Here is a 13,707-nt window from a genome sequence, read left to right as displayed (position 1 = left end):
TCGCAACGCACGCGATCGCAGGCAAGCCAATTAGCGTTGCAGTCAGTTGAGCGGGGCTGGGGACTCGGCGTGGGGGATGAGGAGGTGTGGGGTTCCTGTGCCGTCGGCTGGGACTGTCCAGACGTCGGAGTCGGTGGGGTTGGAGGGGATGGCGTAGGCGATGGTGTTTGGGTCCAGCCAGGCGGGCTGGTCGTCTACGCTGCGGGTTTCGGCTAGCGGGGTGCGCGTGCCGGACGCGAGGTCGAGGACGGACAGGTGCCAGCCCTTGGTGGGGTCCCCGTTGATCGCGGATTTGAAGGCGATGCTTTTGCCGTCGGGGGACAGCGATGGGCATTCCACGTTCTGCGCGATCGTGCGTACGGTCTTGGCGGCGATGTCGCCCTGCACGAGGTAGCGGTGTCCGGCGGTGGACATCGTGGCGTAGAAGTGGTTGTCGTCGGCGGCGAAGGTGATGCCCCAGAAGTTGAGGTCGGCGGCGGTGTAGGGATGGCCGTCCAGCGTGACCGACAGGAACTCGAGCGAGTCGAGGGTCTCCTCGTTCTCGAGGTCGATCAGTCCGGCGCGGGTGGAGAACCGTCCGTGGTTGTAGGAGTCGCCGGCGACGAAGACTGTCCAGGCCACCAGGCGGCCGTCCGCGGAGACGCGCGTACGGTTCGGGACGCCGACGAGCGGAATCGCCTTCTCCACGGTGAGATTCTGGTCGAGGATTGCGACTTGGAAGGTGCTGAGCGCGCCGTCCTGGCGCAGACACGCGCCGGTGCCTCCGGCGGCGTACACCCGCAGACAGGTCAGCGCGGACACCGAGCGCGGCCCGTCCGGACGGTCTTTGGCCACTATCGCGAGGTGACCCTTGCTGTCCGCCGCAGTACTGCGGAACAGGATCCGCGGCCCGGTCGCGAGGCTCAGCCCATTGGCCGCGGCGGCCACCGGCGTGTAGCCGCCGAGTACGACCTTCAGCCGGCCGATCTTGTCGGCCAGCACACCCAGCGGCGTGGCCAGCAGTAGGTAAGACAGATTGGTGCCAACGGCAAGCAATGGGAACCAGCCGATGCTCAGCTCCTCCCGCCGCTGCAGCAGCAGGTAGACGAAGCCATCGCCGATGGTCACCATCCCAGCCAGGCCGGCGGCCAGCACCAGTCGCCGTACGGGCGCCATCCGCAGTAAGCCACGGAGAGCGGAGGGCGCCACCGTGCCCTTGGCAGGCGGTTCGTCGCGGCGGTCTCGCACGAACAGGACGAGCACCAGCACTCCGAAGGCGGCGATGCAGAAGCTGGCCACGAACACCGCGTCGTACGCCTGCCCGGTCGCAGCCAGGATGCCGAGGGCGACCAGCGGCCCGGTGAAGGCCCCGATGGTGTCCATCATCCGGTGGACGCCGAACGCGCGGCCGTACAGCTGCGGTGGAGTGGACAAGGTGATCAGTGCGTCGCGGGGCGCCGTACGCAGACCCTTGCCGGTACGGTCGATCGCGATCACCGCGCCGAGCGCGCCGACAGCGTTGCCTGCGGCAAACAATCCCAGTTTGGCCACCGCCGACAGCCCGTAGCCGAGCCCGGCGATGAACTTGCGGCGGCGAGCCCGGTCGGCGACGTACCCGCCGACAAGCCGCAGCAGAGCGGTCGCGCCGGTGTACGTGCCGTCGATCACGCCGTACAGGGCGGGGCTCAGATGCAGGCCGAGCACGAGGTATACCGGCAGCACCGCGGTGACCATCTCCGACGAGATGTCAGTGATCAGGCTGACAGTGCCGAGGGCGAAGACGTTGCCGCTCACCAGCAGCATCGCGCGCCGGCGGAGCGGTTTGCCCGCGTGCGGCTGGTCGATCGTGGACAGGTACATGGGGCCACCTCCGGGCGTGAGTCCGCTCGCGGACGTACGGCGTACGCCCGCGAGCGGAACGGGTCAGTTCCAGACGTTGGTGATCTCTGAAGCCGAGTTGAGGTGGGACAGCCCGTACGCGCTCTCGATGGTGCTCAGCACGTTGTAGTGGTTGACCTGGTTGGAGAACGAGCCGACCTGGGTGTGGGCGCCGACGAACGCGGTGAAGATGTGGTTCGACGAACCGCCGTTGTCCTCGTCGAACGTGACGATCAGCAGGCTGTTGTGCGTCTTGGCCCACTGCGCGTACGCGTTCAGGTTGTTCGTCAGCCAGGTGTCACCCGTGCCGACCGAGCAGTCGTGCATGTCGTTGCACATGTTCGGGGTGACGAACGAGACGGTCGGGAGGCTGGCGTAGTTCGCCGAGCTCGGGAAGTCGCTGAACTGCAGGTTGCCGGCCGCGGGCACGCTGGAGAAGTTGACCCAGCCGTTGTGCTTGCGCCTGTACTGGCCGCTCGAGCAGCCGGTGTAGCCGTCGGAGGGCATGCTCTCGGAGTAGCCCTTGAAGGTCTTGCCCGCGGTGATCAACTGCTTGCCGAGGTTGTTGCCGCCGTAGGTGTGCGGGCAGCTGTCGTCGGTGACGCCTTGGGTCGCCCCGGAGAAGATCGCCAGGTAGTTGGGTTCGCTGGGGTGGGTGACGCCGTACGCCTGGGTGAACTTCGCACCCTGGGCGGCCAGACTGTTGAAGGTGGGGGCACTGGAGCTGCCGTTGATCTGCGAGTACGCGTGGTTCTCGAACATCACCAGCACGATGTGATCGAACACCGGCACGCTCGCCGCCGCCTGCGCGGTCGACGAGGTGGCGGTACCGATAGCCGTCGCCGAACCGATGAGAGCCGCCACCACCACGACCGCGGCCGCAATGCGCTTACGTATCACGAATCCTCCTCACAGGATGGGCCGGCCCCGACCACCGCCAGGGCCGCCGCACATCCTCTGCCCCGCCCACCCCCCAAGGCCCGAACCCCACAAGCCCCCCAGATGTGCACAAGATGAACACCAAAGATCACCCAAACAACGCCACCCCACCACACACCGTGACCGCCGCGCGAAAGTCCTACCGACCTTCAGCGAATACGGTCTTGGCAACTTGGATGGCGGACATTGCCTTCGGCCAGCCGGCGTAGAACGCGAGGTGGATGAGCGCCTCTTTGAGTTCGGTTTCGGTGAGGCCGTTCTGTTGGGCGAGGCGTAGGTGGTTGGGGAGCTGTTCGAAGCTGCTCGAGGTGATCAGGCTCGCCACGGTGATGAGGCTGCGGTCACGCGCGGGTAGTTCGGTGCGCTTCCAGACATCGCCGAACAGGACGTCGTCGGTGAGTTCGACGAGCTTGGGGGCGAAGTCGCCGATGGCTCGTTGGGCCGGGGTGGGTTCGGACATGGTGATTCCTCCGGTCAGGCGTCGAAGTCGGTTCGCCGGCCGCCGAGGCGGGAGACCATGGCGGGGTCGCGGTGGTCGAAGAAGAGGCTGGCGCCGGTGTCGAGGGAGGCGATCTGCTTCATCTGGTCGTCGGTCAGGGCGAAGTCGAAGATGTCCAGGTTCTGGGCCATCCGGTCGGGGCGCACGGATTTGGGGATGACGACGACGTCGCGCTGGATGAGCCAGCGGAGCACGACCTGAGCGACCGATGTGGTGTGTGCCTCGGCGATGGCGCTGAGGACTGGGTCGGTGAACAGGTCGTTGCGGCATTCGGCGAATGGTCCCCAGGATTCGAGCTGTACACCGCGTTCGCGCATCAGTTCCTGGTCGGCGACGCGCTGGTGGAAGGGATGGGTCTCGATCTGGTTCACCGCGGGCGGGATCTCGTTGTGGTCGATGAGGTCGACGAGCCGGTCGGAGTGGAAGTTCGACACGCCGATGGCCCGGATCAGGCCTTCGGTGTGGAGCTGCTGCATCGCGCGCCACTCGCTGTAGTAGTCGCCGAGTGGTTGGTGGATCAGATACAGGTCGAGGTGGTCGAGGCCGAGGCGCCGTAGTGAGATGCCGAAGGCGCGTTTGGTGTCGTCCTCGACGCTGCCGGTCGGGGCGTGCTGGATCCACAGCTTGGTGGTGACGAACAGGTCGTCGCGGGGCAGGCCGCTGGCGGCGATCGCGGCGCCGACGGCTTCCTCGTTGCCGTACGACGCGGCCGTGTCGAGATGGCGGTAGCCGGCCTCGAGCGCTGCCTCGACGGCGGCCTGGGTCTCCTCCAGCGGGATCTGGAAGACGCCGAAACCGATGATGGGCATCGTGACGCCGTTGTTCAACCTGACCGTCTGCATGAGTTGTCCACCTTTCAAGCCTGGGAGGTCATGAGCCCAGCGAACACTCATTCGTGTCACAGGTGGGAGTTTCCGGTGTAACAGGTACCAGCAGACCCTCCCACCGCGAACGCACCGGCTCGTACCGTGAAGGCTGTGAGCATCAAGGACGACGTACGGGAGTTCCTGACCAGCCGGCGCGCGAACGTGACGCCTGAGCAGGCCGGTCTCCCGACGTTCGGCGACAAGCGCCGCGTCACCGGGCTCCGTCGTGAGGAGGTCGCGTTGCTCGCGGGCGTCAGCGCCGACTACTACACCCGCCTCGAACGCGGCAACCTGTCCGGCGTCTCCGAACAGGTCCTCGAAGCGCTCGCACGAGCACTACACCTCGACGACGCCGAGCGATCCCACCTGCTCGACCTCGCGCGCGCTTCGACCGGCCCGGTGCGCGGCTCACGCCGTACGGCGGTCTCCAAGGTCCGGCCCGGCGTACAGCTGATCCTGGACTCACTCACCACACCGGCCTATGTCCGCAACGCCCGTACCGACATCCTCGCTGCCAACGACCTCGCCTTTGCCTTGTACGACGGCATCCTCGCCCGCGACCACCTGCCGTTGAACCTGGCCAGATTCCTCTTCCTCGATCACCGCGCGCCCGCATTCTTCCTCGATTGGGAGACCGTCGCCGACGACTCCGTCGCCGCGCTGCGCGCAGAGGCAGGCCGCAGCCCGCACGACCGGAGCCTCAGCGACCTCGTCGGCGAACTCGCGACCAGAAGCGACGAGTTCCGCACGCGGTGGGCACGGCACAACGTCAAGTACCACCGCACCGCGGCCAAACGGCTCCATAACTCGCTTGTCGGCGACATCGACCTCACCGGCGAAGCCATGGAACTGCCCGGCGACGGCCTGGTCATCATCACCTACACCGCACAACCCGCCAGCCCCGCCACCGAAGCACTCCGGTTCCTGGCCAGCTGGGCCACCCAACACGCCGACGACCCGGTCCGAGACCAAAGCGAGCTCTAAGCGCCTTGGCGGGGGGCTTGTTTGGTGATGCGGACGAGTTCGGATCCTGCGCCGAAGAAGCGCAGCATCGTCAACGCACCTCCGCCAGCGCCCAGCGGCACGGACCTGGACCAGCAGGGCCGGTGCCGAGTCCAGTGCGTCACCAGTGCCGACGGCCATCTTGAAGGCCAGCCATCGAGGCTCCTCGCTTCAGCCGGCGGCTGAGTTTTGTGACTGTTTCTGGGCCCACGCCACGGTCGCTGGGTGCCCGAAGAAGCCGGGTAGTCCGCCGGAGTGAAGGAAGATGGTCCGATGGCCCGGGGTCAGCGTCCCCGTGCCTGCCGCCGCGATCAGTCCGGCCATCGCACGCCCGGTGTAGATCGGGTCGAGAATGATGCCGGCGGTGCGGGCGGTCAAGGCGAGCGCGGACTTGACCGGCTCCGTCAGCGTGCCGTAGCCCGCTCCGATCTGGTTTCTGTCCAGCCGCAAGGAGTCAGGGCTGACGGGCTCGTCGGAGAGACCGGAGACGAGGGTCGCGATGGTCGTTGCCGGATCCGCGATGGCACCGCAGTCGACGCCGAGCACGCGAGGAGGCCCGAGGGCCGCGACCAAGCCTGCCATCGTGCCTCCCGAACCAACTGCGCAGACGACGGTCCCCAGATCCGGCGCCTGCTCCAGCATCTCCTTCGCGCACTCGACATAGCCTCGGGCGCCGGTCACGCTCGAGCCACCGAACGGGATGACGACCGGAACAGCGCCCCGGCGTCGCAGGCCGGCGGCGACCTCCTCAGCGGCGATGGCCAGCTCTTCGTCCCCGGCGGCCCCTGCCCAGACGATCGTCGCACCGAACAGACCATCCAGCGCGAGGTTGCCTGAGGTCGAGGATCCAGGCGTGCCTGCCAGCACCAGCACCACCTCGAGACCGAGCCGTGCCCCCGCGGCTGCGGTCAGCCGGGCGTGATTGCTCTGGGCGGCGCCGGTGGTGATCAACGTGGTGCCGCCCTCGGCCTGCGCGGCACCGCAGGTCCACTCGAGTTTGCGCAGTTTGTTGCCGCCGCCCCCGATGCCCGTCAGGTCATCACGCTTGATCCACAGATCCTCCGGCTGGAGACCAAGCGCCTCCGCCAGCCGCGGAACCGGCTCCAGCGGCGTGGGCCACGTTCCCAGCAGCACACGCGGAACCGAACGCACATCATCTGTCACGGGTGCCCCCTCAGTTGCCATCTCCTCGATGGCAGGCTCGATGACCTCAGTGCAAGCCGAACTTCTGCTCGACCGCTGTGAGGGTTTGTTCGATTGTTTGACCGTCGACGACGATGATGCTTGCGGTAGTTCCCTCGAGTTGGCTTCGCACTAGGTCCCAGCCCCAGATCAGACCATCATGCACACCGCCTGGATTTCTGTGTTCCAGTCTTGCGAGCTGTTCCGCTTTGGATGGCATCAGCCACACTGCGTTCTCGGCAACCCCGGCCATCGCGGGAGTGACGAATGCACCTTCGACAACAACCGATGTATCCAGGGACAGTGACTGGATATCTTCCATGATCATCGGCCTGCGATCGAAGTCTCCTGGACCGGTGCCCATGACATGGAGCCCGGCCGCAGCGGCGCGCTCCTCGTGAGCGAATGCAGAGGCATCGACGCTGTACCAGAGAAATCCATGCTTTCGCGCGAGTAGACGGCTCACCGTGGTCTTGCCTGCCGCCGCCGGACCACCCACCCAGAGGATCACAGGACGCCGAGCAACTCGTCGGAGATCGCTTGTGCCTCGCTGATCAGCAGCGGGACCGCCGCCTTGCCGAGTTCCTGCGTCATCCGGAATGCCGGCCCGGAGACCGAGATCGCCATCGAGACCGGCACATCAGGGATCCGGACGGCGTAGCAGACGACACCGATCTCCTGTTCGCCGTTGTCCCTCGCGTAGCCCGTGCGGCGGATCCGGTTCAGTTCGGTGCGGAGCTTGGCCGGGTCGGTGATGCTGTGCTTGGTCGCGGCCGGCATGCCGGTCCGGCTGATGATGCGGGCGACCTGGTCGTCGGGCAGTCCGGCGAGGATCGCCTTGCCGACCCCCGTCGAATGGGTGTGCGCGCGGTGCCCGACCTCGGTGAACATCCGCATCGCGTGCGGGGAGGGGGACTGGGCGGTGTAGACGACCATGTCGCCTTCCAGCACCGCCAGGTTCGCCGATTCGCCGATCTCGCGGGCGAGCGTGTCCAGGTGCGGTTTCACGATCGGGCCGAACTGCGAGTCGACCCGGTCCGCCAGCATCGCCAGCCTGAGCCCGAGCCCGTAATGGCGGTTCGGCAGCTGGCGTACGTACCCGAGTGCGACCAGCGTCTTCAGGAACCGGTGCGTCGTCGGGGCCGGCACATCGATCGCGGCCGAGAGGTCGGTCAGCGACGAATCGCCGCTGTCGGCGAGTAGCTCGAGAAGGTGGAAGGCCCGTTCGACTGACTGGACACTCCCCGACGTCCTGTTCTCCACCGTCCTGCTCTCTGTCGTTGCCACCACGGACCCCAAGCATAAGTGGTCCTCCCAAGGCGAATTGGCCCTGGACCACGGCCGGGGTGCCTGCTAGAGCTTCCGGATACTGGAATTGATCTTCCACATAGTGTTGACACCCCTGGTTCGGTAGGCGAACACTTGGGACACACCCAAGATCAACAGCCCGCAGCTATCGGTCGCCGTGGTTGTACATCGGTGTAGAGAGCTGTCGTTGCGCAGACTTCTGGGGGTCTGTGCCGGGCGAACCGCCTGTCAAGGGAGACGATCACCATGACCTCCGGCTCGTTGCTCACCCGCCGCCGATTGCTCCAAGGGGGCCTTGGGCTGGCTGCCGCCGGCGTCGCCGGCACCTCGCTGACCGCGTGCGGCTCGTCGTCATCCGGTTCGCCGTCAGGCTGGACCGAGGTGACCTTCAGTTCCGTCGGTGATCCCACGACCCAGAAGATGTTCAAGGACATGATCGCGGCTGCTCAGCAGGAGAGCCTCGACGAGCACAAGATCAGGATCGTGTGGAAGCCCGCCCCTGGAGACGACTGGGCCAGCGTCATGCTGCAGTTCGCCTCCGGTACGGCGGCCGATCTGCAGCGCATCGACGACGACCGGGTGTACGACCTGGCGACGAACGGCAAGATCCTGCAGCTGGACAAGATGATGCAGGACACCGGCACCGGGTTCGACCTGACCAAGTACAGCCCGACGTTCACGACCAAGGTCGCTGTCGAGGGGTACCAGTTCTCCGTCACGCCCGGCATGAGCGCCAACGCGCTGTACTACAACAAGAAGTTGTTCGCCGATGCCGGACTCACGGCGCCCACGTCGTGGGCCGAGGCGTGGAGCTGGGACGAGTTCGACGCGGCGGTCAAGCAGCTGACGAAGAAGAACGGCAGCCGGACCGATACCTACGGTCTGCAGTACGCCGTCAACACGGTCCAGGCCACGGCGTACGGTGCTGGTGACACCGCGCTCTACGACAACCAGACCGAATGCGGTTACGGCAAGCCGGAGACGGCGGACGCGATCGACAAGCAGGTCTCCTACATCCGCGACGGCTACGCCCCCACCGTCGACGTGGAGTACCTGCCGTTGTTCAACGCGGGAAAGCTCGCGATGACGTGGCAGGCCATGGACATCAGCGCGCAGATCAGCAAGAGCGTCGACTGGGACGTGATGCCCTGGCCCAAGACACCGCTCTTCGCGATGACCAAGAACTACGCCCGTACCTGGGTCATCCCGAAGACCGCGAAGGATCCGCAGGCCGCCTTCCTGGCGATGAAGGCGCTGTGCGGCAAGGCCGCCTCGGAGGTCATGGCCAAGGCGCAGTTCGCCGTGCCGGCACTGACCGAGGTCGCCAAGAGCGCCGCGTTCACCGACCATGAGCGACCGAAGACCGCGAACGTCTGGGCCGAAGCGCTGGGCACCGCCGCGGGCCACCCGGTCGACGTGCCGTTCCCGCGGGGGCCGATCGGGACGGCACTCGCCGACTCCTTCGTCGAAGGCACCAATGCCAACAATCTGATGAGCGGCAAGCTCGCGACGGCCGACTACATCAGTCGTGGACGGGCCGCGGTCAACGCCGAGATCAAGAAACGCGGCTGGAACGGGAACAAGGGCAAGGAGTTGCTCGAGAAGGGAGGAGCGCTCACCGATCCCGACCTGAAGGTCGCGGCGAAGTGACGGCCACACAGACCATCCAGGCGCCGGACCGCGGGGCCGCCGACCGGCAGGTACGGCGCCGCGGAGCGAGGCGCCGCAACCTCCGCGGCTGGATGTTCATCGGTCCGGTCGTCCTCGGGACACTGCTCTTCAACGTCATCCCGGTCCTGCCGACGCTGGTGACGAGCTTCACCGACTGGGACGGCCTGGCCGCGCCGAAGTTCACCGGCGTGGCCAACTACCGGGAGATGTTCTCCGGGCAGGATCCGCTGTTCGGCAAGAGCCTGATCAACACGGCCATCTATACGGTCGGGTACGTACCGGTCGGGATCATCATCGGGATCGCCCTGGCCCTGCTGGTCAACAACCGGCTTCGGGGCATGGCCGTCATCCGGGCGCTGATCTTCCTGCCGTACGTGACGTCCCTGGTCGCCGTCGGCGTCGTCAGCCGGTGGGTGTTCAGCGATCAGTACGGCGTCATCAACGCGGTACTGGCGTCGTTCGGCATCACCGGACCGCACTGGCTGGGTGAACCCGGATCGGCCATGGCCGCAGTGATCGCGACAGCGATCTGGGCGAACATGGGCTTCAACATGATCATCGTCCTGGCCGGCCTGCAAGGGGTCCCGGAGACGCTGATCGAAGCGGCCACGCTCGATGGGGCCGGCCGGTTCTCACGCTTCGTCCACGTGACGCTCCCGTTCCTCACGCCGACGATCTTCCTGTTGCTGATCCTGCAGACGATCGGCTCGTTCCAGGTCTTCGCGCTCATCCTGGTGATGACGGGCGGCGGACCGGGCGACGGCACGTACGTCTACATCTACCACCTCTGGTACGAGGCGTTCACGCTGCGACGGATGGGCTACGCCTCCGCCCTGGCGATCGTGCTCTTCGCTGTGCTTCTCGCGGTCACCTGGATCCAGAACAGGCTTTCGAAGAGGTGGGTGTTCTACCAATGACCCTCGAAGACACTCGTGCTCCTCAAGAGCTCGCACCGCCGGTGCCGCAGGACGATCCCGGCGTCGTACGGCGACGCCGGCCGCGCCGGATCGTGGCACCCACGGCGACGTACGTCGTCTGCGTGATCGTGGCGTTGGTTGCCATCGGCCCGTTCCTGTGGATGCTGTCGAGCTCGTTCAAGGAGCCGGGCGACGTGATCAGCCTGACGCCGCGCCTGTTCCCACACCCATTCACCGGCGAGAACTACGCCTATCTGATCAACAACGGCGTACTGCCCTTCATCCGGTTCCTCGGGAACAGCGCCTACATCACGGTGCTGGTGATCATCGGCCGGTTGCTGGTCTGTGCACTGGGTGCCTATGGCTTCGCGAGACTGCAGTTCCGCGGCCGGGACGCCGCGTTCGGGCTGTTGCTCGCGTCGCTGATGATCCCGGACATGCTGATGGTGCTGCCGCTGTACTCGGCGTATGTCAAGGCCGGTCTGATCGACACCCACTTCCCGTTGATCATCCCGCCGATCGTCGCCAACACGTTCGGCACCTTCCTGCTCCGGCAGTTCTTCCTGACCATCCCCAAGGAGTACGACGAAGCCGCCCTCGTCGACGGTGCGAGCCATTTCCGGATCTTCGTGAGCATCATCCTGCCGCTGTCGAAGCCGGCCCTGGCCACCCTGGCGGTGCTGACCTTCGTCAACGTGTGGAACGACTTCTTCGGCCCGTTGGTCTACCTCAGTGATGTCAACAAGTTCACCGTCCCGGTCGGGCTGGCGTTCTTCCAGACCCAGGACAGTACCCAGTACGGCCCGCTGATGGCCGGAGCGACGCTGGCCATCATCCCGACCGTCCTGGTCTTCGTCTTCGCGCAGAAGTACTTCACCCGCGGAATCTCGATGACCGGAATCAAATGATGCCTTCTGACAATGCCTTCTGCGCAAGGGAGACAACGTGACGAAGTACGTGGTGGCGACGGTCGACGAGATTCCACCCGGCCGGCGGAAGGTGGTCGAGATTGCCAACCGGTCGATCGGCGTCTTCAACGTCAAGGGCAACTACTACGCGATCCGCAACCAGTGCCCGCACGGCGGCGGACCGATGTGTGAGGGCGTGACGTCCGGACTGGTCCGTTCGGACAAGCCCGGGAACTACGACTACATCATGCGTGGGGAGATCATCCGCTGTCCCTGGCACGGCTGGGAGTTCGAGATCGCCACCGGGCAATCCTGGTTCGACCCCGCGAAGACCAAGGTCAAGGCGTATCCCACCGGGGTGGAGTCCGGTGCGGCGCTGGCCAAGAACCCGGAACTGTCCGCGGCCGGATTCCAGCCCGGCCCGTACTCCGGGGAGACGTACGAGGTCGAGGTCGATCGCGACTATGTCATTGTCAATATCTGACGCCCCCGGGATGGTGGCCGAGACGACCATTCCGTTGCGGGTGAAGTCGACCCGGCAGGTCTCGGTCGGCGTGACGGAACTCGTGCTCGTCGCCGATGACGGCTCGGAGCTGCCGTCGTGGGCCCCGGGGAGTCACATCGACGTGCAGGTTCGCCCCGGGCTCGTTCGGCAGTACTCGCTGTGTGGCGATCCCGAGGATCGCAGCCAGTGGCGCATCGCCGTACTGCGCGAGCCCGAGAGCCGAGGTGGCTCCATCGCGTTGTGCGAGAACGTCCGGTCCGGCGATGTACTCACGGCCACCGGTCCGCGCAACCACTTCCCGCTCCACGAGTCCCCGCGGTACCTGTTCATCGCCGGCGGGATCGGAATCACCCCGATCATCCCGATGATCGCCGCCGCGCACGCGGCGGGTGCCGACTGGCGCCTGGTCTACGGCGGTCGCAGCGAGGCGTCGATGGCCTACCGGGACGAGGTCGGGAGTTTCGATCCGGAGCGCGTTCTCGAGTGGCCGCAGGACCGTCGCGGCCTGATCGAACTCGATCAACTCCTGGGCGAACCACAGCCCGGGACATTGATCTACTGCTGCGGTCCCGAACCTCTGATCGCGGCCGTCGAGGCGAGGAGCGCGCCCTGGCCGCACCGGACGCTCCAGGTCGAGCGGTTCGCGCCGAGACCTCTCACCGAGGTCGCCCCCAACACCTCCTTCGAGATCGAACTGGTCGACAGTGACGAAGTACTCGTCGTGCCGCCCGGCAAGTCCATCCTCGAAGTCGTGGACGAGGCGGGCATCTATGTCTTGTCCAACTGCGAAGAAGGCACCTGTGGGACCTGCCGAACGACCGTACTGGAAGGCGTTCCGGACCATCGGGACTCCGTCCTCGACGAGGACGAACGCGCTGCCAACGACACGATGATGATCTGCGTTTCGCGCGCCCTGTCCTCCCGATTGGTCCTCGACCTGTGAAAGGTGAGATCACAAGTGGCTGTACAACAACGTGAGAATTACGCACGTCCCCGGCACTGGGCCGGCCTCGAGCTGGTCGACACCGACGTGCATATCAATCTGGACGGACTGAAGAGCCTCTTCCCTTATCTCGAGGCGCGGTGGCGCGACTACATCACCGAGTCCGGTATGGGCGGGCTGGCCTCGAACCTCTATCCGTCCAACGCGCCGAATCTCTTCCTCGAGGGCTCGCGGCCGGAGCAGGGACCGCCCGGATCCAGGCTCGAGCTGCTCCGGAGTCAGTTACTCGACCCGTGGCAGCTGCAGTACGCGATCCTCAACTGCACCTACGCCATCGACTCCATCCACAACGACGACCTGGCGGCTGCGCTCGCCCGCGCGCTGAATCGCTGGCAGTTGCACGAGTGGCTGGAGCAGGATCCCCGGTTGCGCGGATCGGCGGTGCTTCCGCTGCAGAATCCGGCGTTCGCGGCCAAAGAGGTCGAATGGGCCGCGCAGCACAGTCAGTTCGTCCAGGTGACCGTCCCGTCGCGCAGCCGTGAGCCGCTCGGCCGGCGCGGGTTCTGGCCGATCTACGAAGCCGCGCAAAGCGCCGGCCTGGTCGTCGGCGTCCAGGCCGGCGGGCTGAGCGGCAACCCGGTGACGCCAGTCGGCTGGCCGACGTACTTCGTCGAGGACTACGTGAATGTTCCGCTGGCGTTCCAGACACAGCTGATGAGCTTCGTCACCGAAGGTGTCTTCGTCGAGTTCCCCGAGCTGACCGTCGCGACGATCGAGGGCGGCTTCGCCTGGCTACCGCCGCTGATGTGGCGGTTCGACAAGGACTGGAAAGGCTTGCGACGCGAGGTTCCGTGGGTGGAACGTCCTCCGTCGGAGGTGATCCGCGATCACGTCCGGATGACGATCGCGCCGCTCGACCGGCCCGACACCCCGGAGTTCCTGGTCGAGGTCATCGATCAGCTTCTCTGTGACGACATGCTGATGTTCTCCACCGACTACCCGCAGGCGCATTTCGCGAATTCCGCCGACGCGCTGCCCGAGGGGATCTCCGGGGATCTACGGACCAAGATCATGTCCGGCAACGCGCAGGCGACGTACCGGCTGGGATGA

At 66.0% G+C, this 13,707-nt stretch carries 14 protein-coding genes; 7 read left to right on the top strand and 7 right to left on the bottom strand.

What is annotated here, in order from left to right; translation table 11 throughout:
* Window positions 1-42: 42 nt before the first annotated feature.
* The 4 genes from ACZ3HV_RS18150 to ACZ3HV_RS18135 all read right to left on the bottom strand — a co-directional run bounded on the left by ACZ3HV_RS18150 (window position 43) and on the right by ACZ3HV_RS18135 (window position 4,137).
* Entirely contained in the window at window positions 43-1,839 is a 1,797-nt protein-coding gene (locus ACZ3HV_RS18150; RefSeq protein WP_465685688.1) for an MFS transporter, read from the bottom strand.
* Window positions 1,840-1,902: 63 nt separating this feature from the next.
* Window positions 1,903-2,757 carry an alkaline phosphatase family protein gene (locus ACZ3HV_RS18145; RefSeq protein WP_465685686.1) on the bottom strand — a complete coding sequence of 285 codons (855 nt, stop codon included), beginning with the start codon at window positions 2,755-2,757 and terminating at the stop codon, window positions 1,903-1,905.
* A gap of 178 nt (window positions 2,758-2,935) precedes the next feature.
* Window positions 2,936-3,256 carry a carboxymuconolactone decarboxylase family protein gene (locus ACZ3HV_RS18140; protein ID WP_465685684.1) on the bottom strand — a complete coding sequence of 107 codons (321 nt, stop codon included), beginning with the start codon at window positions 3,254-3,256 and terminating at the stop codon, window positions 2,936-2,938.
* A 14-nt stretch (window positions 3,257-3,270) separates the two neighbouring features.
* Window positions 3,271-4,137, bottom strand: coding sequence for an aldo/keto reductase (locus tag ACZ3HV_RS18135; RefSeq protein WP_465685682.1), 867 nt, complete (start codon window positions 4,135-4,137; stop codon window positions 3,271-3,273).
* Between the two features lie 135 nt (window positions 4,138-4,272).
* On the opposite strand from ACZ3HV_RS18135, the gene ACZ3HV_RS18130 reads away from it, so the two are divergent.
* Window positions 4,273-5,145: a helix-turn-helix transcriptional regulator gene (locus ACZ3HV_RS18130; protein WP_465685680.1), complete on the top strand. Its 873-nt coding sequence runs from the start codon at window positions 4,273-4,275 to the stop codon at window positions 5,143-5,145.
* A gap of 189 nt (window positions 5,146-5,334) precedes the next feature.
* On the opposite strand, the gene ACZ3HV_RS18125 is transcribed toward ACZ3HV_RS18130, so the two are convergent.
* From ACZ3HV_RS18125 to ACZ3HV_RS18115, 3 genes are read right to left on the bottom strand one after another with little or no spacing between them, the layout of a single operon-like run.
* A complete protein-coding gene (locus ACZ3HV_RS18125; protein ID WP_465685678.1) occupies window positions 5,335-6,327 on the bottom strand; it encodes a D-cysteine desulfhydrase family protein in 993 nt (330 codons plus the stop codon).
* Between the two features lie 46 nt (window positions 6,328-6,373).
* Window positions 6,374-6,844: a P-loop nucleotide/nucleoside kinase family protein gene (locus tag ACZ3HV_RS18120; RefSeq protein WP_465685676.1), complete on the bottom strand. Its 471-nt coding sequence runs from the start codon at window positions 6,842-6,844 to the stop codon at window positions 6,374-6,376.
* Between the two features lie 8 nt (window positions 6,845-6,852).
* Window positions 6,853-7,608 (bottom strand): IclR family transcriptional regulator, encoded by a 756-nt coding sequence (locus ACZ3HV_RS18115; protein WP_465685674.1) that lies wholly within the window; start codon window positions 7,606-7,608, stop codon window positions 6,853-6,855.
* Window positions 7,609-7,899: 291 nt separating this feature from the next.
* Between ACZ3HV_RS18115 and ACZ3HV_RS18110 the strand changes: the two genes are divergently transcribed.
* From ACZ3HV_RS18110 to ACZ3HV_RS18085, 6 genes are read left to right on the top strand one after another with little or no spacing between them, the layout of a single operon-like run.
* Window positions 7,900-9,303, top strand: coding sequence for an extracellular solute-binding protein (locus ACZ3HV_RS18110; RefSeq protein WP_465685672.1), 1,404 nt, complete (start codon window positions 7,900-7,902; stop codon window positions 9,301-9,303).
* Window positions 9,300-10,241: a carbohydrate ABC transporter permease gene (locus tag ACZ3HV_RS18105; protein WP_465685670.1), complete on the top strand. Its 942-nt coding sequence runs from the start codon at window positions 9,300-9,302 to the stop codon at window positions 10,239-10,241. The genes ACZ3HV_RS18110 and ACZ3HV_RS18105 overlap by 4 nt, the downstream gene beginning before the upstream one ends.
* Window positions 10,238-11,149 (top strand): carbohydrate ABC transporter permease, encoded by a 912-nt coding sequence (locus tag ACZ3HV_RS18100; RefSeq protein ID WP_465685668.1) that lies wholly within the window; start codon window positions 10,238-10,240, stop codon window positions 11,147-11,149. Before ACZ3HV_RS18105 ends, ACZ3HV_RS18100 begins: the two co-directional genes overlap by 4 nt.
* Window positions 11,150-11,186: 37 nt before the next feature.
* Window positions 11,187-11,633 (top strand): Rieske (2Fe-2S) protein, encoded by a 447-nt coding sequence (locus tag ACZ3HV_RS18095; protein WP_360359534.1) that lies wholly within the window; start codon window positions 11,187-11,189, stop codon window positions 11,631-11,633.
* A 10-nt stretch (window positions 11,634-11,643) separates the two neighbouring features.
* A complete protein-coding gene (locus ACZ3HV_RS18090) occupies window positions 11,644-12,597 on the top strand; it encodes a PDR/VanB family oxidoreductase (protein WP_465685666.1) in 954 nt (317 codons plus the stop codon).
* Window positions 12,598-12,612: 15 nt separating this feature from the next.
* The gene (locus ACZ3HV_RS18085) at window positions 12,613-13,707 is read left to right on the top strand and encodes an amidohydrolase family protein (RefSeq protein ID WP_465685664.1); all 1,095 of its coding nucleotides are present in this window, start codon (window positions 12,613-12,615) and stop codon (window positions 13,705-13,707) included.

The sequence above is a fragment of the Kribbella sp. NPDC020701 genome (genome assembly GCF_055562215.1).
The sequence above is the reverse complement of the archived record's forward strand: the minus strand, read 5'-3'. Positions and strand labels throughout refer to the sequence as shown.